The 24,156-nt window shown below is 42.0% G+C and carries 18 protein-coding genes; 8 read left to right on the forward strand and 10 right to left on the reverse strand.

All coding sequences use genetic code 11. The features are described from left to right. Positions 1-35: 35 nt before the first annotated feature. The 6 genes from B3S92_RS06360 to ppsR form a co-directional block, all read right to left on the reverse strand. On the reverse strand, positions 36-1,730 hold the full coding sequence (locus B3S92_RS06360) for a dipeptide ABC transporter ATP-binding protein (protein WP_296203972.1): 1,695 nt from the start codon (positions 1,728-1,730) through the stop codon (positions 36-38). An 85-nt stretch (positions 1,731-1,815) separates the two neighbouring features. Then, positions 1,816-2,841: a tRNA dihydrouridine synthase DusB gene (gene dusB / locus B3S92_RS06365; protein ID WP_296203975.1), complete on the reverse strand. Its 1,026-nt coding sequence runs from the start codon at positions 2,839-2,841 to the stop codon at positions 1,816-1,818. A 167-nt stretch (positions 2,842-3,008) separates the two neighbouring features. Continuing rightward, positions 3,009-5,054: a BCCT family transporter gene (locus tag B3S92_RS06370; protein ID WP_296203976.1), complete on the reverse strand. Its 2,046-nt coding sequence runs from the start codon at positions 5,052-5,054 to the stop codon at positions 3,009-3,011. Between the two features lie 284 nt (positions 5,055-5,338). After that, positions 5,339-5,770, reverse strand: a complete 432-nt coding sequence (locus tag B3S92_RS06375; RefSeq protein ID WP_077450663.1) for an HIT family protein — start codon at positions 5,768-5,770, stop codon at positions 5,339-5,341. 267 nt (positions 5,771-6,037) lie between these two features. After that, positions 6,038-7,675, reverse strand: a complete 1,638-nt coding sequence (gene sthA, locus B3S92_RS06380) for a Si-specific NAD(P)(+) transhydrogenase (protein WP_296203978.1) — start codon at positions 7,673-7,675, stop codon at positions 6,038-6,040. A 120-nt stretch (positions 7,676-7,795) separates the two neighbouring features. Beyond that, positions 7,796-8,680, reverse strand: coding sequence for a posphoenolpyruvate synthetase regulatory kinase/phosphorylase PpsR (gene ppsR / locus B3S92_RS06385; RefSeq protein WP_414707004.1), 885 nt, complete (start codon positions 8,678-8,680; stop codon positions 7,796-7,798). 650 nt (positions 8,681-9,330) lie between these two features. Here ppsR and ppsA point away from each other — a divergent pair. The 3 genes from ppsA to rpsT all read left to right on the forward strand — a co-directional run bounded on the left by ppsA (position 9,331) and on the right by rpsT (position 13,554). Continuing rightward, entirely contained in the window at positions 9,331-11,727 is a 2,397-nt protein-coding gene (gene ppsA, locus B3S92_RS06390) for a phosphoenolpyruvate synthase (protein ID WP_296203982.1), read from the forward strand. Positions 11,728-11,910: 183 nt separating this feature from the next. Then, positions 11,911-12,768: an RDD family protein gene (locus tag B3S92_RS06395; RefSeq protein ID WP_296203984.1), complete on the forward strand. Its 858-nt coding sequence runs from the start codon at positions 11,911-11,913 to the stop codon at positions 12,766-12,768. Between the two features lie 519 nt (positions 12,769-13,287). Beyond that, positions 13,288-13,554, forward strand: a complete 267-nt coding sequence (gene rpsT, locus B3S92_RS06400; protein ID WP_007393743.1) for a 30S ribosomal protein S20 — start codon at positions 13,288-13,290, stop codon at positions 13,552-13,554. 112 nt (positions 13,555-13,666) lie between these two features. Here the strand turns inward: rpsT and B3S92_RS06405 are convergent, their stop codons facing one another. The 4 genes from B3S92_RS06405 to B3S92_RS06420 form a co-directional block, all read right to left on the reverse strand. Further along, positions 13,667-14,347 carry a histidine phosphatase family protein gene (locus tag B3S92_RS06405; protein WP_296204041.1) on the reverse strand — a complete coding sequence of 227 codons (681 nt, stop codon included), beginning with the start codon at positions 14,345-14,347 and terminating at the stop codon, positions 13,667-13,669. Positions 14,348-14,593: 246 nt separating this feature from the next. Beyond that, positions 14,594-15,388, reverse strand: coding sequence for a metallophosphoesterase (locus B3S92_RS06410; protein ID WP_296203987.1), 795 nt, complete (start codon positions 15,386-15,388; stop codon positions 14,594-14,596). An 84-nt stretch (positions 15,389-15,472) separates the two neighbouring features. Beyond that, positions 15,473-16,195, reverse strand: a complete 723-nt coding sequence (pyrF, locus tag B3S92_RS06415) for an orotidine-5'-phosphate decarboxylase (protein ID WP_296204043.1) — start codon at positions 16,193-16,195, stop codon at positions 15,473-15,475. 193 nt (positions 16,196-16,388) lie between these two features. Next, entirely contained in the window at positions 16,389-16,763 is a 375-nt protein-coding gene (locus B3S92_RS06420; RefSeq protein WP_077451332.1) for a lipopolysaccharide assembly protein LapA domain-containing protein, read from the reverse strand. A gap of 390 nt (positions 16,764-17,153) precedes the next feature. On the opposite strand from B3S92_RS06420, the gene yajC reads away from it, so the two are divergent. From yajC to B3S92_RS06445, 5 genes are all read left to right on the forward strand, one after another. Next, a complete protein-coding gene (gene yajC, locus B3S92_RS06425; RefSeq protein ID WP_077451333.1) occupies positions 17,154-17,486 on the forward strand; it encodes a preprotein translocase subunit YajC in 333 nt (110 codons plus the stop codon). 376 nt (positions 17,487-17,862) lie between these two features. Beyond that, the gene (secD, locus tag B3S92_RS06430; RefSeq protein ID WP_296203989.1) at positions 17,863-19,740 is read left to right on the forward strand and encodes a protein translocase subunit SecD; all 1,878 of its coding nucleotides are present in this window, start codon (positions 17,863-17,865) and stop codon (positions 19,738-19,740) included. Positions 19,741-19,749: 9 nt separating this feature from the next. Continuing rightward, positions 19,750-20,943, forward strand: a complete 1,194-nt coding sequence (gene secF / locus B3S92_RS06435; RefSeq protein WP_296203990.1) for a protein translocase subunit SecF — start codon at positions 19,750-19,752, stop codon at positions 20,941-20,943. A 135-nt stretch (positions 20,944-21,078) separates the two neighbouring features. Beyond that, entirely contained in the window at positions 21,079-22,479 is a 1,401-nt protein-coding gene (locus tag B3S92_RS06440; RefSeq protein ID WP_296203991.1) for an MATE family efflux transporter, read from the forward strand. 101 nt (positions 22,480-22,580) lie between these two features. Then, a complete protein-coding gene (locus tag B3S92_RS06445; protein ID WP_296203992.1) occupies positions 22,581-24,059 on the forward strand; it encodes an anion permease in 1,479 nt (492 codons plus the stop codon). The last annotated feature ends 97 nt before the right edge of the window (positions 24,060-24,156 follow it).

Consider the following 24,156-nt stretch of genomic DNA (forward strand, 5'->3'; position numbering starts at 1 on the left):
ATTGATTTTCATAAAATCCGCTTAATTTCATTAAATTAGCCAAAGTCTTTACTTCGCACACTCGTATCGATAAGCAGTTTTGAATACGGGTGCTGCGAAGCTTCGAATAATTTTTCGGTTGCGGCAAACTCCACACACTCCCCCGCTTTAAGCACCATTATATTGTGGCACAAAGCTTGTACCACATTTAAATCATGGCTGATAAAAATGTAGCTAATTTGGTACTGCTGCTGAATATCTCGAAGTAACTGTACCACCTCAACTTGGGTACTACTGTCTAAGGCTGAGGTAGGCTCGTCAAGAATAATAACCTTAGGCCGCATAATCAGCGCCCTAGCCAAAGCCACCCGTTGACGTTGTCCGCCTGACAACTCATGGGGATAACGATAAGCAAAACTGTGCGGTAAGTTTACTGTGCCTAGTGCCTCTAAAACTGCCTGCTCTCGCTGTGTCTTGCTCTCTCCTCTTATCAACAGCCCTTCTTCGACGATTTGCATTACATTAAATCTGGGATTGATGCTCGCAAACGGATCTTGAAACACCATTTGAATGTTGGAGCGAAATTGACGTAGTTCTTTTCTGCTTAGGCTATTTATATCTACGTTATCAATAATAATGTCACCGCTTACTTTGGCCTGCTGACCCAATAACCTAGCAAGAGCCAAAGCAATGGTAGTTTTGCCAGAACCTGACTCTCCGACAATCCCTAATGACGTGCCTTGGTTAAGATCAAAACTTAAGTCTTTGACTGCAGGCATCCACTGACTTACCCCGCCCAGAAGTGACTTTTTCTGTGGGAAGTCAACGGACAGCTGTTTTACCACAACAACTGCAGAGGTGTCTTCACTGGCATTAATTTTAAGCGGAGAACCAAAATTCTGACTGATTAACAATTTAGTATAAGCCGTTTGGGGGTTATGAAATAGCGTGTGGCTGTCTCCGCGCTCAATCACTTCCCCTTGCTGCATTACAATTATTTTATCGCTATAGCGGCGTACTAAGTTTAAATCATGGCTGATTAGCAACATTGCCATTCCATTTTGCTGCTTTAAGCGATTCAATAACTCTAAGATTTCATGTTGTAGGCTAACATCTAATGCCGTAGTAGGCTCGTCAGCAATAAGCACTTCTGGGTTTTGTGCCAACGCCATGGCAATCATCACCCGTTGGCGCTGGCCACCTGATAGTTCATGCGGATAGCGGTTTAGCTTAGATCCAGGGTCTTTGATATTGACGTCATTTAATAACTCAATAATGCGCGGCTTAATTTCAGACTTTGGCGTGCCGGCCATACGCAAGCTTTCAGCAATTTGCTTGCCTACGGTGTGTAAGGGGTTCAGCGCCGTCATAGGCTCTTGAAACACCATCGCAATTTTTGTACCGCGTGCCGCTTTCAGCTGTTTATCGCGGACGGCCTGCTTTTTCATGGATTGATTTGAGTTTTGACTGATAGGCAGTAAGCCTATAGATTGCAGCTCGACTTGAGCCTCAACCTGCAAATCTTGTGGCAACAATCCGAGTAACGCCAAGCTAGATAACGACTTACCTGATCCCGATTCACCCACAATAGCCAGCGTTTCACCCCGGTTGATCTGATAAGACAAATCATGAACTAAAGTATCTTGATCAGTATAAATACTAAGACCATTGACCGTTAATACTGGGGTTGACAATACCTCTGGGGGGCGAGCTAAGTCCTCAGATTGAGTATTATTTAACGTATCAAGCATAGAATCACTCTCAAATGAATGGCTTAGAGTTAATGTAACTCAATTTATCGTATAAACCTAGCCGCACTTAGACTGTATGACTTAATTAAGCCCCTTCTCTAAGCTTCTGAGAAGACAAAAACTTATCAACAACTTTATACTGTCCTGCCGTCGTCTCTTCACTATACATCGCTTGTCGAAAAGCGTTCGAGTCTTCAATACCGGAAGTATACCAAGCAATATGTTTGCGTGAGATGCGGCATCCTGAGTACTCACCATAAAAGGCATACAGCTCCTCAAGATGGGTCAGCACAATTTCTCGTAGCTCATCAATAGTTGGCTCTGGCAATTTTTTACCTGTTTGCAAATAATGAGCGATATCTCGGAATAACCAAGGCTGACCTTGGGCAGCTCGACCAATCATAATCGCATCGCAGCCCGTTTGCTCATACACTTCAATTGCTTTCTCTGGGCTATCGATATCGCCATTGGCAATTACTGGAATGCTGACCATTTCTTTGACTTCACGAATCAAGTCGTAGCGTGCCTTTCCGCCATACTTATCCTCACGAGTACGGCCATGAATGGCAATAGCAGCAATGCCCGCCTCTTCTGCTCTTTTGGCTACTCGCAAGATGTTTTCTTGACCATTCTCATAACCCAAACGGGTTTTTAAGGTGACAGGCGCATCGACAGCAGCCACAGTAGCATCAAGCAATCTGGCCACCAACTCTTCATCTTTCAGCAAGGCTGAGCCTGCCAGCTTACGACATACTTTCTTAGCCGGGCAGCCCATATTGATATCAATAATTTGCGCCCCGTTATTAACTTGATATTGCGCAGCTTCAGCGATTTTATCCACGTCAGCGCCTGCAATTTGCGCTGAAATTGGCGCAATCTCTCCCTCAAAATTAGCCCGGAACAATGACTTCTTATGGGCATACAAAGTGGCGTCTGCGGTCATCATTTCGCTGACAGCATGACCTGCCCCAAACGACTTACATAAGCGTCGAAACGGGTTGTCTGTTACCCCAGCCATTGGAGCTACCATCAGTCGGTTTTGAATCTCCAACCCACCAATATACAGGGGCTGTAGCAAAGGGTGCGTATCATTTTCGGTAATAAAAGTCATTTTTAGGCCATTTACAAGCTTAGGAGAATGAGAGTGTCACTTAACTTAATATATCGGGTCACTTAGCGATTTAATGCCCCCATAAAAAAAGAGCTTGCCCTCATTAAGAGCAAGCTCGTATTGTAAAGACTCAATATTAAAACTCAAGTTTTAAAAGGTTAATCAGACTATTTGTCAAACTCGCTACTAGACTCAACCACCAGTCCTTCATCATGCATCTCCATGCGCCAAGGTAAGCTGTCAGGAGAAACATTCAAGAAGTGTAGGTACTTTTCAAACTGATCAATAATATCATTAATGACCGCGTCCGGCTGATAGCCATATAGGTCATAGGTTAGGCCTCCGCGGCGCAGAAAAACCTCAGCACGATAATAATGATGCAGCTGTCCCACCTGGGAACCACTTTGCTCATAGTAGTCTGGAATATCATGTTCACCCAGTCGCACCTCGTAGCTAAAGTCTACTTCTTCACCGCGCTGTAATTGCAAGATGGCTCGATTATTCACCTCATCAAACTCTACCTTAGCCTGCCAGCCAGAGTCCATGAACTTATCAGCGACTTGATGCATCGCTACTTCTACTACCTCTTGAATGTAGCTTAACACCTCGTGGCGTGTCGGCTGCTTAGTTAGATAATCGATACGCTCTCGCCAAGCACTAGGAGTCAGTAAGTGAGGCGGTAAGCGATTATCCTGCTCCAAACTTTCAGTACGGTGCTCCTCAATAATCAGAGCTCGCCACATACCGCCCATCGAGATAAGCAAAATAATGGCAAATGGCAGCGCACTAACGATAGCTACTGTTTGTAAAGCGGTTAAGCCGCCTGCCAGTAATAGTACGGATGCCACTACCCCTTGAATAACTACCCAAAATGTCCGCTGCCATGCCGGCGTAGGACGACCCCCTGAGGCAATAGAATCAATGACCAATGAGCCAGAGTCTGACGAGGTCACAAAGAAAGTCATGATCAATAACACTGTTAAATACGAAGCGACTTGGGTAAACGGTAAAGCTTCAAACAGCTTAAATAAAGCAACCGACTTATCGGCTTGTACATCGCCAATCAAGGTATCTAGTCCTTCAACCATGATTAGGTTAAGCGCAGTATCGCCAAATACAGCGAACCAGAAGAAGGTGAAGATAACCGGAACAAACAACACCCCTAAGACAAACTGGCGAATGGTACGGCCACGGCTAATATTGGCAATAAACGTGCCCACGAATGGCGACCAAGCAATGGTCCATGCAAAAATAAACAGCGTCCAGCTCGCAATCCAATCACCATGCACATAGGCTTGCAGGCTAAATGTCCGCTCAACAATATTACTTAGGTAACTGCCTGTATTCTCCATAAACGCATTTAGGATAAATACACTCGGACCGGCAATAAATACAAACAGCATCAATGCCGTCGCTAAGATCACGTTAAGCATGGATAGGCGCTTAATCCCCTTATCCATACCTGACAGCACTGACATGAGAGCCGCTAAGGTAATGACTGCAATGGTAATGATCTGAACACCGGTGCCAATCGGAATCAAATCAGGCATTAGGTAGTTCAAACCTGAGTTGATTTGTGACACAGACAGACCCAACGTCGTTGCCACCCCAAAGATTGTGGCCAACAAGGCAATAACATCCACCCCATGACCAATAGGGCCATACACTTTGTCCCCAATCAACGGGAATAAAGTGGAGCGCATAGACAATGGCAAACCATGCCTAAAGCCAAAGTAGGCTAGAACAAGACCGGTAAAGGTATAAATCGCCCAGGTATGAAGCCCCCAGTGAAAATAAGCAATCTGCATGGCCTCTTTGGCAGCAGCAATGGTCTGCGGGGTCGAGTTTGGGGGTTCAGCAAAATGCACTACCGGTTCAGAAACGCCATAAAATAGCAAGGCAATACCGTATCCCGCTGAAAAAAGCATAGCAAACCATTCACTAAACTTATAATCAGGCTCTGCATGATCAGGGCCAAGTTTGATATTACCGTAGGAGGAAAACGCTAATACTAAAATAAAGATTAGAAATAGCGCCACCGCTAACATGTAGAACCAACCGAAAGTGGTGGTGGTATAGTTGAGAACTTGATTGAACAGCTCTCCAGCAGCATCAGGATTTGAAATAGTGCCTACCACTAACAGCACCAGCACAATCACAGCTGGTGCAAATACAGGCATTAAAATTGTAGACCTAGAGGGCTTTTTTAGCATAAGCTTTATTTTCCTTTTAGTAAATTAATCCTGATGAGATATGAAATTGAAAAAATTATAGCAAGCAGTAATTTCACTTTAACTTAAAAATAAAAAAGGGCTTGCCTTTATTTTTTAAAGACAAACCCGTATTCTAAAGATTCGTGTTCAAATCTCAAGTTTAAATAAGTTTGATAATGCAATTGCGCTATTACCCAAACTTATTGTTATTCTTCACAAAGTAAGCACAGTGCCTTATATCTCTATTTAGCGCCGTGTCTATTAATCTAGGTATTAAATGAAGTTTAAGCCGCTTCGATAGCTTCTTTCAGCTGCTTGGCTTGTTCCGCTAGCTCAGCCATATCAGCCTGTGTAGTGGCATGCTGGCCCAATTCGTGGAAGTTAGAGGGAATTAGATGTACGTGGTAGTGAAATACGGTTTGACCCGCCTCAGCCCCATTTAACTGCATCTGAATAATGCCTTCACGTTGAAACACTTTACGCTGCGCCGCCATGACTTTTTTAGCCGTCATTAATACCGCACTGGCATACTCAGGCTCTAGCTGCGATAGCTCGACTGCTTTTTGTTTTGGAATAACCAACACATGACCTTTGGCCTGAGGCATAATATCCATAAATGCCAAAGTCTTATCATCTTCATATATTTTATGGCAAGGTAAATCACCCGCTATAATTTTTGCAAAAATATTATCATCTTCATAAGCTTTTATGGTCATTTTATAAGTCCTTATATTGTTTTGATTGTTTTTTAACCCAACAAGTAGCCTTGTAAGTTATTAAGCTTAACTTGTTTGCATTTATTCAACACTAACTAATGACAAGTTGCAACTTTAATTGTCTCAACATTGCCGCATTGCCCTAGTTTATCTATATTATTCTAGCTGACCAACATTGTTCTAGCTTAACGATACAGTCCTAGCCTACTAATATAAATAAAAAAAGAGACCGCATTGCAGTCTCTTTTTTTGTCGAGCTTCAAAGAATTAGAACACTCGGTTCAAACCATTTAAGGCCGCAACACGATACGCTTCCGCCATAGTCGGATAGTTGAAAGTAGTATTGACGAAGTACTCAAGTGTACCGTGAAGCTTCATCACTGCCTGACCAATGTGAATAATCTCTGAGGCATGGTTACCATAACAGTGAATACCTAAGATTTCTAAAGTCTCACGGTGGAATAAAATCTTCAAAACGCCCGAGCGCTCACCAATAATTTGAGCACGTGCTAGATGTTTAAAGAAGGCCTGACCCACTTCATAAGGTACTTTCTCATCGGTTAACTCTTGTTCCGTTTTACCAATACTTGAAATCTCTGGAATGGTATAAATACCAGTTGGGACACTTGATACTGGCTCAGCATCTTTGTCACCCACCATAAAGGCGGCGGCACAACGACCTTGGTCATAGGCAGCTGATGCCAATGATGGCCAACCAATCACGTCCCCTGCAGCATAGATATTATCAACCTCAGTACGATAGGTGTCATCTACTTTTAGTTGACCACGGTTGTTGGCTTTTAAACCAACCGCCTCAAGATTTAAGCTTTCAGTATTACCTGAGCGACCGTTACACCATAGGATGGCGTCAGACTTAATGCGTTTACCACTCTTCAGGTGTAGTACCACATAATCGTCATGAGTTTCTAACTTCTCAATCTCTTCATTGTGGCGAACCAATACCCCAAATTGTCTAAAGTCATGAGCCAAAGCATCACTAATTTCTTTATCCAAGTAGCTTAAAAGCCCATCATGGTTATTGATTAAGTCCACTTTGTAGCCAAGACCCGTAAAGATCGAAGCATACTCACAGCCGATTACTCCGGCTCCATAAATGATAATCTTTTTGACCACATAATCCATTTGTAAGATTTTGTCAGAATCAAACACGCGAGGATGATCAAAGTCTAATAAGTCTGGGCGGTATGGGCGGCTACCTACAGTAATGATGGCTTTATTAAAAGTGATGGTTTCATAGCCTGTGCCATCTCCTAATTCGATATGTAAGGTATGCTTGTCCTCGAAGCTGGCCCATCCATGACGCAGTTCAATTTGGTTACGCTCATAGAAGCGGGTATGGGTGTCTACCTGAGTACGAATAACTTTACGCGCGTTGGTCAACACCTTATTTAAAGGGACTTGATAATAATCCAAGCCTTGTGAGAATAAAGGATCACGGCGATAGTTAATCAGGTTAAATACCGACTGACGTAGGGCTTTACTAGGGATAGTACCGACGTGTGCTGAGTTACCTCCCACTTGATTGCGAGGATCAACTACCACTACTTTTTTACCAGATTTAGCCAACTTCATCGCAGCCGCTTCACCTGCTGGGCCAGCACCGATTACTACAGCATCGTACTCAAAATCGTGTTTATCTCGTTTGATACGCTCTGAGTCACGAGTAAAGCCTGAGTTAATACGAATACGGTCATTATCTAACGGGCTAATTAAGTTAGGATGAAAAAGATGATCTTCTCCTGAGTCTATTTGATTTTCTGACTCGCGACTTGCCTCAGAAGATGCAACACTTGGAGCACTGCCACTGCTTTGATTGGATACCTCAATATCTTTTTTATCATCATTGATATTGCTAGTTTCATCACCTTTATGTTTTTTTGACATATCATCCTCTTGTTATGTATTTCTTTAATTTTTAGACCTAGTTTTTAGACCTAATTATAGTTGCTGCAGAATATTGGCTATATTATAGCAACTTCGCCTGTTAACTTCATGGCGAAATCACTATCCAATGCGACGCTTCAACCCAGTTATTTGTAGAATTCGAGTAGCAATCTCTTCCACTGACATTTCTGAAACATTCAGACTAGGAATATTTTGTGTCATATATATCGCCTGAATCGCACGCTGCTCTTCTTCGCACTGTTTAAAGCTGGCGTAACGACTGCCCGCTCTTCGTTCTTGGCGAATTTTTTGTAGCCGCTCTGTATCAATAATTAATCCAAATAACTTCTCACGATGAGGTTGAAGTGCTTTTGGCAGCTGATTATCAAATAAGTCATCTTCAGTTAATGGGTAGTTGGCTGCCCGAATACCAAACTGTAAGGCTAAATATAAAGAGGTAGGTGTTTTACCGGAGCGAGATACCCCGATTAAGATAATATCAGCCATGTCATAATGACGAGTTCTCGCCCCATCATCATTGTCTAAAGCAAAGTGCACCGCATCGATTCGAGATTTATAGGTTTCTGAATCCACATCATCATGCGCATGACCTGAGTGCGCATCAGGCTCTACCCCGATTTCATCAGTGATACGTCCAATCAATCCTTCATACATATCAAGATTACAAGCCTGAGCTGAATTAATAATCTCTCTGATATCCGGATCAACAATAGTGTCAAATACTAGAGGCAGTATGCCTGTGGTTTGATAAGCCTTATTGATGTGCTCAACCGCTGCTTGCGCCATCTCTATGGTATCCACATAAGGGATCACTCTGGTCTCAAAAGGCACACTAGCGAATTGGCTTAGTATTGAACGTCCCAAGGTCTCTGCAGTAATAGCCGTACCATCAGATATAAAAAAAGCCACACGAATGACTTGTGGCTTGTCTACTGCCAAAGCACTACGGTTTTGAATGGTAGCTTTTGCAGATAATGAGTTCATTAAATTTTCCATAAAATTCCTTAGCAGGAGTGCATCTTCCTACAAAAATATAGACAAAATGCCTTATTAAAAATATTTCGCCATATCTTAACAAATATTAAGCCAATAAAGTATTTGAGAAGCTTAACATTTATGCAAATACACATCCTTGCTACTTGCTTTGATTAAAGTTACTTTACTTACTGAAATAGTTGTTGTTAAAATCCAACTTCATATGCAACCGAAATTTGTGCGTGTTTAACCATTGGTATGGTAAGTTGATTGATAATTTTTATGTATATCGTCATCGAGTTATAAAATATAAATTTAAATTATCCATAAACCAAAGAAATACATCATATTTAGCAAATAAATAACTTATATATATCAACAGCTCAACCCCTGTAAAACAAACCCTCCCTATATTCCTTCGTGGACTCCTAATAACTATAAATGTTATAGTTCGCCCACATCACATTACCGTGGATGACAAGCGTTAAGATTTCACTCTTGATCAAAAATATTTGACTGAAAAAACCCTTTGAGTTCCCTGTTAACTACACAGTCGATTCTTGTTGACTCAGTCAGTTATTTAAAGAGTGCTAATCCATACACAATTTAGATAAATAGCGGTATAATTTAAAAAAATAACCTTATTTCCTGGAGTTATCATGACAGCACCGCAAGTTATTACCCTTGACAAGTTAGGCAAAAACGACGTCGAAATCGTAGGCGGTAAAAACGCTTCATTAGGCGAAATGATTAGCCACCTATCAGATCTAGGGGTGAGTGTTCCTGGCGGTTTCGCGACCACAGCTGCAGCATTCAATAACTTCCTGACTGAAACTGGTCTTTTAGACAAAATCAACAACGAACTAAAAGAGTTAGATGTTGATGATGTTAAAAAGCTAACTGAAACTGGTGAAAAGATTCGTAACTGGATCATCGAGCAAGAATTACCAAAATCACTGGAACAAGAAATCCGTGATGCATTTGAAGTGATGAGTGATGGTGAAGATATTGCCGTTGCTGTTCGCTCTTCTGCGACTGCCGAAGATTTACCAGACGCCTCTTTCGCAGGTCAGCAAGAAACTTATCTAAACATCCGTGGTATCGAAAACGTTCTAATCGCTATCAAAGAAGTTTTCTCATCACTATATAATGACCGTGCTATTGCTTACCGTGTTCACCAAGGTTTCGAGCATGCTGGTGTTGCCCTATCAGCGGGTATTCAGCGTATGGTTCGCTCAGAAACAGGAGCAGCCGGCGTTATGTTCACTCTAGACACTGAAAGTGGCTTCGATGAAGTAGTATTCATCACCTCAAGCTATGGTCTTGGTGAAATGGTAGTACAGGGTGCGGTTAACCCAGATGAGTTCTATCTATCAAAAGCTTTATTGGCAGACAACAAACCTGCGGTTATTCGCCGTAACTTAGGTAGTAAGCACCAGAAAATGATTTATGGTGACGAAGGTAGCACTACCCGTTCAGTGAAGACTGTAGAAGTGGACAAAGAAGAACGTAACCAGTTCTCATTAACTACTGAAGAATTAACTGAACTTGCCACACAAGCCATCACTATCGAAAAACACTACGGCCAGCCAATGGATATCGAGTGGGCTAAAGATGGTGATTCAGGCAAGTTGTTCATTGTTCAAGCTCGTCCAGAAACCGTTAAGAGCCGTCAAGACCGTAACGTTATGGAACGCTACATTATCCAGAGCAAAGACGCGAAAGTACTTTGTGAAGGTCGTTCAATCGGTCAACGCGTAGGTTCAGGTAAAGTACGTATCGTAAACGACTTGAATGAAATGGACAAAGTTCAAGTAGGCGATGTTCTAGTATCAGATATGACTGACCCAGACTGGGAACCAGTTATGAAGCGTGCTTCAGCAATTATCACTAACCGTGGTGGTCGTACTTGTCACGCCGCTATTATCGCTCGTGAACTAGGTGTACCAGCTATTGTTGGTTGTGGTAACGCCACTGAAGTATTGACTGATGGTCAAGAAGTTACCGCTTCTTGTGCTGAAGGTGATACAGGCTTTATCTACGAAGGTTTATTAGATTTCGAAGTTCAAAGCAACTCTATTGATGCTATGCCAGAGCTGCCTTTCAAAGTTATGATGAACGTTGGTAACCCTGACCGTGCTTTCTCGTTTGCTCAAATTCCAAACGCTGGTGTTGGTCTAGCCCGTCTAGAGTTCATTATCAACCGTATGATTGGTGTGCATCCAAAAGCTCTGCTTAACATGAACACTTTACCTCGTGAAATCTCACAGGCTATTAAAGAGCGTATCGCAGGTTATGCTTCTCCAGTAGATTTCTACGTTGATAAGCTAGTTGAGGGTATTGCTACCCTAGCTGTAGCGTTCAGAGAACAGCCAGTTATCGTTCGTATGTCTGACTTTAAATCGAACGAATACGCCAACTTAATTGGTGGTAAGCTGTACGAGCCTTCAGAAGAAAACCCAATGCTTGGTTTCCGTGGTGCTAGCCGCTACGTTTCAGATAACTTCCGCGACTGCTTCGAGTTAGAGTGTCGTGCTCTAAAACGTGTTCGTGACGAAATGGGCTTAACCAACGTTAAGATTATGATCCCATTCGTACGTACCACTAAAGAAGCTGCTGAAGTAGTTGAAATTCTAGCCAAAAATGGCTTGAAGCGTGGCGAGAATGGTCTTGAGTTAATCATGATGTGTGAGCTTCCAACCAACGCATTATTGGCTGAAGAGTTCCTAGAGCATTTCGATGGTTTCTCAATTGGTTCTAATGACTTAACTCAGTTAACCTTAGGTCTAGACCGTGACTCAGGTATCGTGTCTCATTTATTTGATGAGCGTGATGAAGCGGTTAAGAAACTATTATCAATGGCTATCGCTGAGTGCCGTAAGCAAGGTAAATACGTAGGTATCTGTGGCCAAGGTCCATCAGATCATCCTGATCTAGCTTACTGGTTAATGGAACAAGGCATTAGCTCTGTCTCATTAAACCCAGACTCAGTATTAGATACTTGGATGTTCTTAGCTAATGATGACAATGCCAACGCTAATGTTACAGCTAAATAATCTGTAAAGACACACTGTCATATTCTGTGGGTTATTGGTGTCAATAGCCCTCATAGCGACCACAAAAATCAACTCTTATTGATTATTGTGGTCGTTTTCATTTAATATTCTAAATAAATATTAAAATTAATAATATTAATGTTCCCACTGCGGACTTTAATTTTATAAAAGGTTGTTATATTAATGCAGATTTATCTAGCTAGAAATCAAGTTCAAGCAGGTCCTTATACCTTAGAAGAGCTTAATAAGATGCTGTCTAATCGGCAGGTAGAGCTCAGTGATCTTATGTGGCACGTTGGCATGGATCAGTGGAAACAAGTGGGCGAAATGACCAAGGGTCAGTTTTACTATGATCCCAATGCCACCACTTCAGCCAATACCCCGCCTAGACGGGTGACTGTGGCTGATCTTTATGGTAATAAACAGCCCGAAACTACTCAAAGTCCAGTAAATCAACACTCCCCCTTCGCAAATAATCCAATACACAATAAAAGTCCCATTAATAAAAATCATAATTTACAGTCAGCCCCGTCTAGCTCGACTAATGAGCTGGCAACCATTGGTAATCGCGTAATTGCAGTTTCTATTGACGCTCTATTGCTGATGGCGTGCTATATCCCTTTTTTATCTGGATTAAATTACGACTTCACAGCAATATCGGCAACTGCTGGCGATATGGAGAAAATGACCCAGCTGGTGCAATCTGTTCCTGAGCATTTAAGTTCGCTAACCTCGGTACTGTTTTTGGTTTTATTCTTTTTGCAGCTTATGCTTCTGATTAAAAGAGGACAAACTATCGGTAAAACAGTGATGGGGATCCGAATTGTTGATGTTAAAACCCAAAAACCAGCCTCAATTACCAATGTCATTTTATTGCGTAGTCTGGTGACTTCAGCTTTGTATGCCCTACCAGGTATTGGTACGCTATTTTTAATCGCTGATTTTGTGGTTATGGTTATTAACAAACAGCGCCTTAGTATTCACGATAAACTTGCCAAAACTATGGTAGTTAAAGCCGATCCAAAACAGCTAGATAAATAAACAGTTAAATAATTAATTCAATAAGGCTCTATCCTGAGCCTTACTATCGACTTTATTTGATGCTTTAAGCCGCTTTATAGCGCTAAAACAGTATCAATCAAGCGGTTTGTATTGTAATTACAGCATTAGTTTGCTAGAATTGTCCGCTTTAATTTACACACAAATATAATATTCCAAATTTGTGTTGATGACGTTATTTAATGCCAGAGTATGAATTTAGACTGTTGTTACAACAAGCTTAATCCTCATACTCCTCTTGTTGAACTGGCTGCTTTAACAAGGCATAAAAAACGTTACTATAGCTAACTTAAGCTAGCCAATGGATAGTCTCAGATCCATAATGGCTAAAGTAGGCACACTTATGGTCCTCTAGCGTTAGATGGATTGATAAGTTTTGTGTAAATTTATAAATATAATTTTGCGTCAATCAGTTTTTACTATAAACTATTGATTTTTATATTCATCAGTATTTATTACTGAGTCCTAATTTAGTAATTAAACTCTACCAAGGAGACATCCGTGGCTAACTCAGCACAAGCTCGTAAACGCGCTCGTCAAAACAACACTCGTCGTCAGCACGCTGCATCACAGCGTTCAATGATCCGTACTTACATCAAAAAAGTAGACGCTGCTATCTTAGCGGGCGACTACGAAGCAGCTACTGCCGCTTACAACAAAGCAGTACCTGTAATTGATCGTATGGCTGACAAAGGCGTTATCCATAAGAACAAAGCTGCTCGTCATAAGAGCCGTTATAACAAAGCAATTAAAGCACTTAAAGCTTAATTGATTTGCTATAAATAAAAATAAGCCCCTAGCTCATTTTGAGTTAGGGGCTTATTTTTTGGGTAACTTTTACTTTGAAAGTTATTTTTATTATCAAAAATAAGGTTAAGCTTTACGGCAGTATCAAGCTTTGGGTGGGCACTTCAAACTTCTCACCCCGCCAGATAAAATTAGCTGTCGATTCTTCAAAAGGTTTATCATCAAACCACAAAAACATCCCCTCCATCATCTTTGGCCAATCATCCCAAGTGATTTCATTATGCTGACGCATAACCCCTAAAAAGGCTGCCAACAAAGTATCATGACTTACTGCTAGGGATAAATGACCAGGCTCAGGTTGCGATTGATACAACAAAGACAGCAGATCTAATCCCCCTTGCTTAGCAGGCTTGGTACTGCTGGAAGTGTCTTGTAAAAATGTATTGATGAAGTTTAAGGCGCCAATCCTCTTAAACTCTTCATTGGCTTGTTCAGCATCTGTTACTAAGCTCCCAGGCTCTACCAGTAGAGGCTCGTGAGCGATTGGCTGCCTTACCCCCGCTCCTTCTTGCATAAGCTTAGCAGTATCCACACAGCGCCATATAGGGCTTGCAATACTATGAGTGTCCATTGAATAAGGCAAATACTCAGCAAGCCAGCGTCCCCAAGATTTAGCCAGAACTCTGCCTTGAGGGGTTAACGGCAAATCATAGCTGGCAAAACCTTGACCATTAGAGCGCTCTCTTAAAGAGTGTCTGGTAAATAAGATTAACCGCTCATCATTATTAGGCAGCTGTTTTACTGAATGCAGCATACTGGGCGGCAGATGCGCTGGAGCGGGAGCACGTATAGGCGGCTCTTTGCTATCCACATTAGATACCTTGCCTGCTACAAAAGGAAGCTCTCCAAATTCTGGCTGGCTCATCGATTTATTGGTCGAGTTCTCTGCTGCTTTCTGTACAGAAGTGTTGTCTTTGTCAGTACCCGTTAAACGCTCATTGCTCTGCGTCTTAGCTTGCGTTACTGAATTATTATCTTTTTTAGTCATAGCTCAACCGTATCAAACTTCTACCACCTTTGACCAGCTAAATTCTAATTGAGTACTACTAATCTCACCTGGATAAGCTCTAGGATTAACAATAACTCGTGTTTTGCCTTCGACATAATCAAAGGCTTCATGGGTATGACCATGTAGCCATAACTTTGGCGCCCAGTCCTGATGCATCCATGAACTTAAGTCCGTTACAAAGGCAGCATTACTGGGCCTGCCTGCATATTGCTGTGAAACGGATCTTGGCGTCACACTATGATGAGTCATGACCACCACCCGCTTACCCTCACTATGCGCTGTAATCAACGCTTGCTTTAACCAAGCTCTGTGTTGTTGATGAATCTGAACCGATATTTCTGGTGAAAAAAGCTGAGATCCGGCCGTGATTTGGCGATAATCCCGCATAAAAGACATGACCGACTCTCGGGTCTCGGAGGTCGCCTCAAATTGATAGTCAGTCCACAGCGTGCAGCCTAAGATACGGAGGTCTCCAAAATCGAGCTGCTGACATTGCAAAAACTTCAAACCCTTAAGGGAATCCTTATCAAAAGTATCCCACTGACTCAGCTTATCATCGAACGTTAGCACATCTTCAGAAAAGTATTCATGGTTACCTGCAATAGCAACCACAGGCTTGCCATTGATCTCAGCTTGTTGCTGTAACCACTGCATACCTAAGTCGCTATTGGCAGTATCTCCAGCCACCAATATAAGATCGGCATCAGTTTGCACGATAGTACCTAATGGTTTTTGGCGCTTGGCATAGCTGTCAATATGCAGGTCACTTAATACTTGAAATTTCATAGAATGTAATAATAAAGCCTGATTAGTAGAGAGTCACAGTAAATATAGAGTCACAGAAACTGCATTAAGTTGCCTAATTGCTGTCTAATTTAAGGTGTCTAAAATCTGAGTCATCTTATCAATAGGATCAGCAGCTTGGGTAATTGAACGCCCAATGACTAAGTAATCCGAGCCGTTTTGCATTGCCTCACTCGGGGTACAAATCCGTTTTTGGTCATCCGCTGAATCTTGAGCCATACGAATACCTGGTGTTATCAGTTGAAACTGCTGACCACAAAGCTGCTTTAATCGACTCGCTTCTTGAGCTGAACACACTACCCCATTTAGTCCTGCTTCTTTGGTCAATAATGCCAAGCGCTCTACCTGCTCAGTCACCGCCACATCAATACCAATTCCCTTTAATCCCTGCTCTGTCATAGAAGTTAGTACCGTAACCGCTATCAATAAGGTATCGTGACCGGCATCCACTAATCGCTTTTTGGATTCTTGCATCGCTTCCAAGCCAGCACTGGCATGAACGTTAACCATCCATACTCCCATATCGGCAGCTGCTAAAACCGCTTGCGCCGTTGTGTTAGGAATATCATGGAACTTTAAATCCAAAAAAACCTCAAAGCCGCGACTATGCAACTCATTAATTATTTGAGGCCCACAGCGGGTGAACAGCTCCTTACCTACTTTAACCCGGCATAAACTGGGGTCTAACTGATCGGCCAACTGCAAGGCTTCATTCAATGAAGCTTTATCAATTGCGACCACAATAGGTGAATTAGGACGGATTAAGTTTGGGGCAACCTGTTGATTCATCTGCTGAAGTTGAGTCACATTGTCTCCTAAAATAAAAGTTTTAATTATAATTAAGGATTATCATTTTAAGGGGTAAAGCACTAGATAGTATATAGTAGCCTAGATAAAAAAAAACGACCCTTAGGCCGTTTTTCGTCAACTCTGTGTCTTATCTTTACTGATTATTAAATAGTTGCTTTTTATTTGATGCTAACTATCTAATTGTGGTGGTATCGATAGGATCAACATACACCTCTGAGTCAGTCTGCACTGTATGATCTACAACAGGAGTGTGTGATAGTTGTTCAATTTCGACTTGAGCCTGGGTCAACTTATCCTGTAAGCGTTTATTTTCTTTATTTAAACGGCTAATTTCCCATTTATTTTGGAATACCTTAAATAGCAATAAAGACAACAGCATGCCAATAAGCACCCCTAAGAACAGGCATAAAATCAATAATAAACCTAGGTTCATGGCTGGCGCTTCAGTGAATAATAAATTCACCGCAATCTCACTGCTATTGGTTAAAACCAACCCCAGAGAGTAACCAAAAACTAAAAATAATAATATAATAAGGACAAAACGCATAACTACCTCTAAATCATAAAAATCGAATTTAAATAAGTATATTTTTTTATATGTAGACTTATTAAACACACTAATGAATAAGATTATAACGTTATATTAGTAGCTGTCGCTAGCTTTCATTTTGGTTAAATACAATTTTTTAACTGTTAATAGCTTTTATAGGCCTTATTAACTACTGGTATTACAAGTAATAGTTATCAATGGGTCATTTTTTTGATACTATGCGTGTTAATTTATGATAACTATACCCCTATCCATCAATATACGGGTAAATATCCTTTTTAGCGGTTTCCGATTAAGCTGACTCCCTATTTTGGTTGCAACAACTTTATCGCCGCTATGAGGCGCTATTTATCACGGTTATACAGTAATTTCTAAGGATTTATTAATATGAATTTATTCATCCAAGCGGCTCATGCTGCTCCAGAAGCCGCTAGTGGTTCTGCAATGATTATGCAGTGGATTTTTCCACTGGCTATTTTTGCCATCTTTTACTTCTTAGTAATTAGACCTCAGTCTAAACGTGCTAAAGAGCACCGCAACATGGTTGACTCACTAACTGTGGGTAATGAAGTTATCTTCGCGGGTGGTTTGATGGGCAAAATCAAATCTATTGATGGGGATTACGCAGTTGTGGCACTTAATGATAGAAACGATGTCATGATCCAACGTGCTTCTGTAATTTCTGTGTTGCCTAATGGCACCATTGATGGTTTGCAATAAATAGTACTAATATAACTGTTTGCTAATCCAAAAATTGAACCTATCAAGAGTTAAGGCAAACCTTCCTCTTTTGAGCGTTCAGTTTTTGGATTATATGTTTTAATTAAATTAATTAGAGTGCGCTACCCCTATAAAGTCTGTGTCAGCAAGAGCGAACTACTTTATAACTCGATAGGGCCATTTTCAGATATCTAAATCGCGATAATTATTGTCTTCGCGTAACTGTATTCAACTGTGTTAAGCCTATTTCAGCCATATTAGCTGATTAAATATAGAATAAACCGGCCTAACACCTCGTTTTATATATTCCTATCTATCGAAGATTGGCTCTGGCGTAGCGTTCTATTGTTACCTTCCCTCAAGTGAAGAAGCTACTATGCATTACCCTGCCTGGAAATATTTCTTAATCGTTACCGTGCTCATTATATCAGGGCTCTATGCTCTGCCTAATCTATATCCAGATGAGCCTGCGGTACAAATCACTAGTGCCTCAGCAGGTACCGAGCTGACTGATGAGGTGCTGAATCAATCAAAACAACTTCTTGATCAAGCGGGTATCGCTTACCACGATCCTACTTTTTCAGAGAACAGTGCCTTATTACGAGTAGAAGATGGCGCAGCGCAGCGCAAGGCCCAAGAAGTCCTACGCCAAAAACTTGGTAATGACTATGTTGTGGCTTTAAACCTAGCGCAAACCACCCCCGATTGGCTTCGTAGCATCGGTGCTAAGCCTTTAAAACTAGGTTTAGACTTACGTGGTGGTGTGCGCTTTGTTCTTGAAGTGGATATGGACAAGGCTCTTGAACAACGTTTAAAAACAGCCAGCAATGATGTGCGTAGCAGCTTACGTGGTGAGCGCGTACCTGTAAAAGGCATCAATGTTACCAATCAAGGTCTATTGCTGCATTTTAAAGATACCGAGTTAAGAGACAAAGCGCAGCGTATTATCCAGCGTGATCAAGGTAACCAGTTTGAAATGCAAGCGTCGATGGACGATCAAGGTCCAGCATTACGTTTACAATATAACGAAGCGACTTTAAAAGAGATCAATGAGTACGCAGTAGGACAAAACTTAACTACCCTACGTAACCGTATTGCAGAATTAGGTGTCTCTGAAGCACTGGTTCAGTCTCAAGGTAGCAACCGTATTGTGGTTGAATTACCAGGGGTTCAGGATACTGCTGAAGCGAAGCGTGTTCTGGGTCGTACTGCTAACCTTGAATTCCGTTTGGTTGCCGATGAAAATGCCACTTATTCAGGAGGCATACCTCCTGCAGGCACTGAAGCTTTCCCATATATGAGCTTAGATGGTCCGCCGTCACTATTAAATCGTCAACCTATCTTAACTGGTGAGAAGGTCCAAGGGGCAACCTCTGGCCTCGACGAGAATGGATCTCCTGAAGTAAATATTACGCTTGATACTGCTGGTGGTAAGCTGATGCAGAATGCTACCAAAAATGCGGTAGGTAAGCAGATGGCAGTACTGTTTATTGAGAACAAGCAAAAAATCACCTATGACAAGGATCCAGAAACTGGGGAAACTATTGAAACTCGTACCCCTTATTCTGAAACTAAGATTATTAGCCAAGCGAACATTCAAGCGGTACTAGGTTCTTCTTTCCGTATTACCGGTCTAGATAGTAATGCAGAAGCTGGTGAATTGGCCCTGTTACTTCGCTCAGGTGCTCTTGCAGCGCCAATGTACTTCGTAGAAGAACGCACTATTGGTCCTTCACTGGGTCAGAAAAATATTGATGACGGTCTGTTTTCTACTAAAGTAGGTTACTTACTGGTCTTCTTATTTATGATTGTTTTCTACCGTCTATTTGGGGTTATTGCCAACATTGCGCTAGCCTTTAACTTAGTTATTATGGTAGCTGTGCTTTCTATCTTAGGAGCGTCATTAACCTTGCCTGGTATTGCTGGTATTGTATTAACTATCGGTATGGCAGTAGATGCTAACGTCCTAATTTTCGAGCGTATTCGAGAAGAGATTGCCGAAGGGGTGAGACCTAAATCAGCTATTGTGGCTGGCTTCGATCGTGCTTTTAGTAGTATCTTTGATGGTAACATCACCACCCTACTGGTCGCTATCATCTTATTCTCTATTGGCTCTGGCCCAATTAAAGGGTTCGCTGTTACCCTTGCCATTGGTATTTTAAGCTCGTTGTTTACAGCCATTATTGTAACCCGTGCTTTGGTCCAATTGGTTTATGGTAATCGTAAATCTGTCGATAAATTGAGCATAGGCTAGGAGAGAATAATGTCTACTAATAATCAGAATGATAATCAAAATCCAAACTCAGGAACGCCAAACAGCTCAACTCCTGCTTATATTGAGGGAGGCCGTCGTCGCAGACGTGGCCCTCGCCGTGATGGTAGAGGCAATAATACTACCTTGTCACCTAGCGATAATATCGAACAGGCCGAAATTGAAAATACTGAGTTAGCCACTTCTGAAGCCTATGAAGATGAAGCCGCTTTAGCAGAAGGGGGTATTAAAGCCTTGGGCTCCAAGCGCATAATTCCATTTATGAAGCTTGAAAAACCAATGGCAATCTTCTCTATTCTGATGATTATAATCAGTATAGGCGCCTTATTTATAAATGGTCTTAACCTAGGTCTAGATTTCACTGGCGGTGTTTCTGCCGATGTGAAATATGAAAAGCCAGTGGAACAGACTGAAGTTATTCAGTCATTAGAAAAAGCGGGCTTTAATGATGCTGTGGTTCAATATTTAGGAGGCACCACGGAACTATTGGTGCGCCTACCTCCTCAGTCTGACAACGTAGAAGGCTTGAATGAAAGTCTAGGCTCTGCTTTAGAGCTGCCAAATAACAGTGCTCAAATTAGTAACGTTAACATAATTGGTAGTCAGGTAGGCGGTGAAGTCTACTTAAGCTCAATGATAGCGATCATAACGGCACTGGGTATGATGATGCTCTACGTGGCCGTGCGCTTCCAATTTAAGCTAGCAGTGGGTGCGGTATTGGCTCTGGTTCATGATGCCATTGTAACCTTAGGCTTTTTTGCCTTGTTCCAGTTCCCGTTTGATTTGACCGTTTTAGCGGCTATCCTAGCTCTGATTGGTTATTCATTGAACGATACGATCGTAGTCTTTGACCGTATTCGTGAGAACTTTAGAAGGGTTCGTGATGCCTCAGCCAGACAAATCGTTGACTTATCACTAACCGAGACATTACGCCGTACCATCATGACCATCTCTACTGTGTTGGTTGTGGTTCTAGCGATGTTATTCTTAGGCGGTGATGGTTTATTCTGGTTCTCAGTGGCCTTCTTTATTGGTCTAATTGCAGGTACTTACTCTTCAACGTACATCTCAAGCTCTATTCCTTTAGCAATGGGCTTGTCACGTGATGACTTTGTAGTGAAGATTAAACCTGAGTTCCAAGAAGAAGAGGTAAGTTTTAACGATCCAAAATCTTTTGAAGATTAAGTTTTTACTTAGCCGGTAATTGTTTTGGATAAACCAAATCTTTCTATCTACTAGCCGATGGATATGTAACAATAAAAAGCACCTTAGGGTGCTTTTTATTGTTTTGGTCTTTTAATTTAATAAAGTATTGAGTCTATGAGTCATATTAAGCCTGCCCCGATGGATTTAAGCTATCGCCATATTATTGCGATTGCTGCGCCTGTATTGATAGCCAACCTAGCCATGCCCCTGCAAGGGGCGATAGATGTGGGTGTCGTTGGACATTTCCCCAAGTCTGCCCATTTGGCAGGGCTCGGGATTGCCTCCCAGCTTTGGCTGCTGATACTGGTTAGCTTCAATTTTTTGCAATACGCCTCTTCGGGACTAGCGGCTCAAGCTTTAGGTAGACAAGCCACAGGTGCTTCTGATGCCACCGAGCTATCAGATATTTTATCTCGTTCATTGGGGCTGGCTTTAATATTGGCCATGTTACTTTGGCTGTTTAAGCCCTTTATCTTAAAGTTAGGCCTACAGCTTTTAGGAGCACAACCCGAAAGCAGTCAAGCTGCTTATACGTATCTGAGCGTGCGCTATTATGGCATCATATTTGAATTGATGAACTATGCCTTTATTGGCTGGTTTGCTGGACAAGGCAAAACCAATCAGATGATGATGGTGCAGCTTCTGATCTCGATTATTAATATTATTCTGACCTTAACCTTCGTTTATGTGTTTGATTTGGGATTAAAGGGGGTGGCATTGGGGACAGTAATTGGCTACGCTGTTGGCTGTATTACCGCCATTGTTTTAGCAAAAAAAGTCTTGCATGCAGACTCAGCTAAGTTTGGTGTTAAGACTCAGAACTCAAGTTTTAGCAAACAAAGACTTGCTGAGATATTCGCTTTGGATAAAATGCTGAGCTTATTTTCTCTTAATAAAGACATTTTTATTAGAACTATTTTATTAACCCTAAGCTTTGCTTGGATCACTCGCCTTTCGGCTCAGCAAGGTGACTTGGTGATGGCTACCAATGCAGTATTGCTTCAGGTGCTTAGTATTTCAGCCTTTGCCTTGGATGGCGTGGCCGTTGCGGCTGAAAGCTTATCGGGTCAAGCGGCTGCTAGACAATCAAGGCAACAATTTATCACTGCGGTAAAACGTACGGGTATTATCACTTTCGTACTGGCCCTAAGCTTAACTGTTGTTTGGGCATTTATCCTACCTAGCTTTTTAAGTGTCATGACCGATTTACCCGCAGTAACTGAGCTGGCTCTAGAGTATCGCTATATCGCCACCCTACTTCCTTTGATAGGCGCAGGTGCCTATTGGCTCGATGGGATCATGTTTGGTCTTACTGCGGGAGCCAAAATTCGTCAGGTGGCGATTATTGTCTCTGTCATATTTTTTCCATTGACATATATAGTGTATGAGTTATATGGTCATGAGTATGCCATGCCCGTTGTGTGGTTTGCAGTGTATTGGTTGCTACTGTCCCGCTTTGCTATTGCTGGGGTTGTTTTATGGCGTAATCAACAAAGCCTTATTTATAGTAAATAATAAACGCTTAACCTATTTATGCTGCCAAGCTTTATTAAACGAGGCTCACTAAATAAGATCCCAAAACATTTATTTCATAATTCAACTAAAAAGGCTTAATTATGTCGGAATTTTCAGAAAAACTTCCCTTCAAGCCGTTACCCACAATACTGGCAATAGCCATTGGCTTTATCATTTGGTTCGTCATTCCCACTCCAGAGGGTGTGACTGATAACGCTTGGCACTTATTGGCCTTATTCGTGGCGACCATTGTTGCAATCATTGGTAAAGCCCTGCCTATCGGGGCATTGGCGATTATAGCCATCAGCTTGGTGGCGTTAACTGGGGTTACAGCAGACACCCCAAAACAAGCCATGCAAGATGCCTTATCGAGTTTTTCAAGTCCTTTGATTTGGTTAATCGGTATTGCGGTTATGATCTCGCGTGGCCTGATCAAAACAGGTCTTGGTTCGAGAATTGCCTATTACTTTATCTCTATCGTCGGTAAGAAGACCATCGGTATTGCCTACTCTCTAACGGCGGCAGAGTTACTGATTGCCCCTATTACTCCGTCTAACACGGCCCGGGGTGGCGGGATTATTCACCCCATCATGCGATCTATTGCCGAAAGCTTCCATTCAACCCCAAAAGAAGGCACGCAAAATAAAATCGGTCGCTATTTGGCGATGGTTAACTACCATGCCAACCCCATTACCTCAGGTATGTTTATTACCGCTACCGCCCCAAACCCCTTAGTCGTAGACTTGGTTAATAAGGCAACAGGCAGTGAAATACAGCTTTCTTGGACCACTTGGGCATTGGCTATGTTCGTCCCAGGTATGCTGTGTATCTTAGTTATGCCTTTAATTATCTATATGATTTATCCCCCAGAGATTAAAGAGACACCCGATGCCAGAAAGTATGCCACTGAAAACTTAGCAAAATTAGGGGCTGTCACTCGACATGAAAAAATCATGTTAGCGGTATTCACCTTGATGTTATTGCTTTGGGCCAATATTCCCGCCCTAATCTTTGGTGAGCAGTTCACGATTGATGCTACCGCTACCGCATTTTTAGGATTATCAGTATTGCTAGTCGCTGGGGTATTAACCTGGGAGGATGTGCTTAAAGAGAAATCGGCTTGGGATACCATCGTTTGGTTCGGTGCCTTGGTGATGATGGCAGACTTTTTAAATAAATTAGGATTAATTGGCTGGTTCTCCTCTAGCATCGAGTCGGCTATCGCCTTAACTGGGTTTAATTGGATGGGGGCCGTAGTGATATTGACTCTGGTTTATTTATACATGCACTACTTTTTTGCCAGTACCACAGCACACGTTACGGCGATGTTTGCTGCCTTCTATGCCGTTGGTCTTACTTTAGGCGCCCCTCCTATGCTGTATGCGCTAATCTTGGCAGCGGCTGGTAATATTATGATGACTTTGACCCACTATGCTACAGGCACCGCTCCGGTTATCTTTAACTCAGGCTATACCACCTTGCGTGAATGGTGGACTATTGGCTTTGTCATGAGTGTGGCCAACCTAGTAATTTGGATTGGCTCAGGACTAATCTGGTGGAAAATATTGGGTTACTATTAACTCATTGAGTACAACCCTTTATCTTTCAAAGATAGCGCATTCATAGCTCATTCAAAACGATGATGTTTGAATATGAATCTTAAACCAAAAAGCCGAT

Origin of the sequence: Psychrobacter sp. UBA3962, assembly GCF_002385225.1 — a bacterium.
In the GTDB taxonomy this organism is placed as follows: domain Bacteria; phylum Pseudomonadota; class Gammaproteobacteria; order Pseudomonadales; family Moraxellaceae; genus Psychrobacter.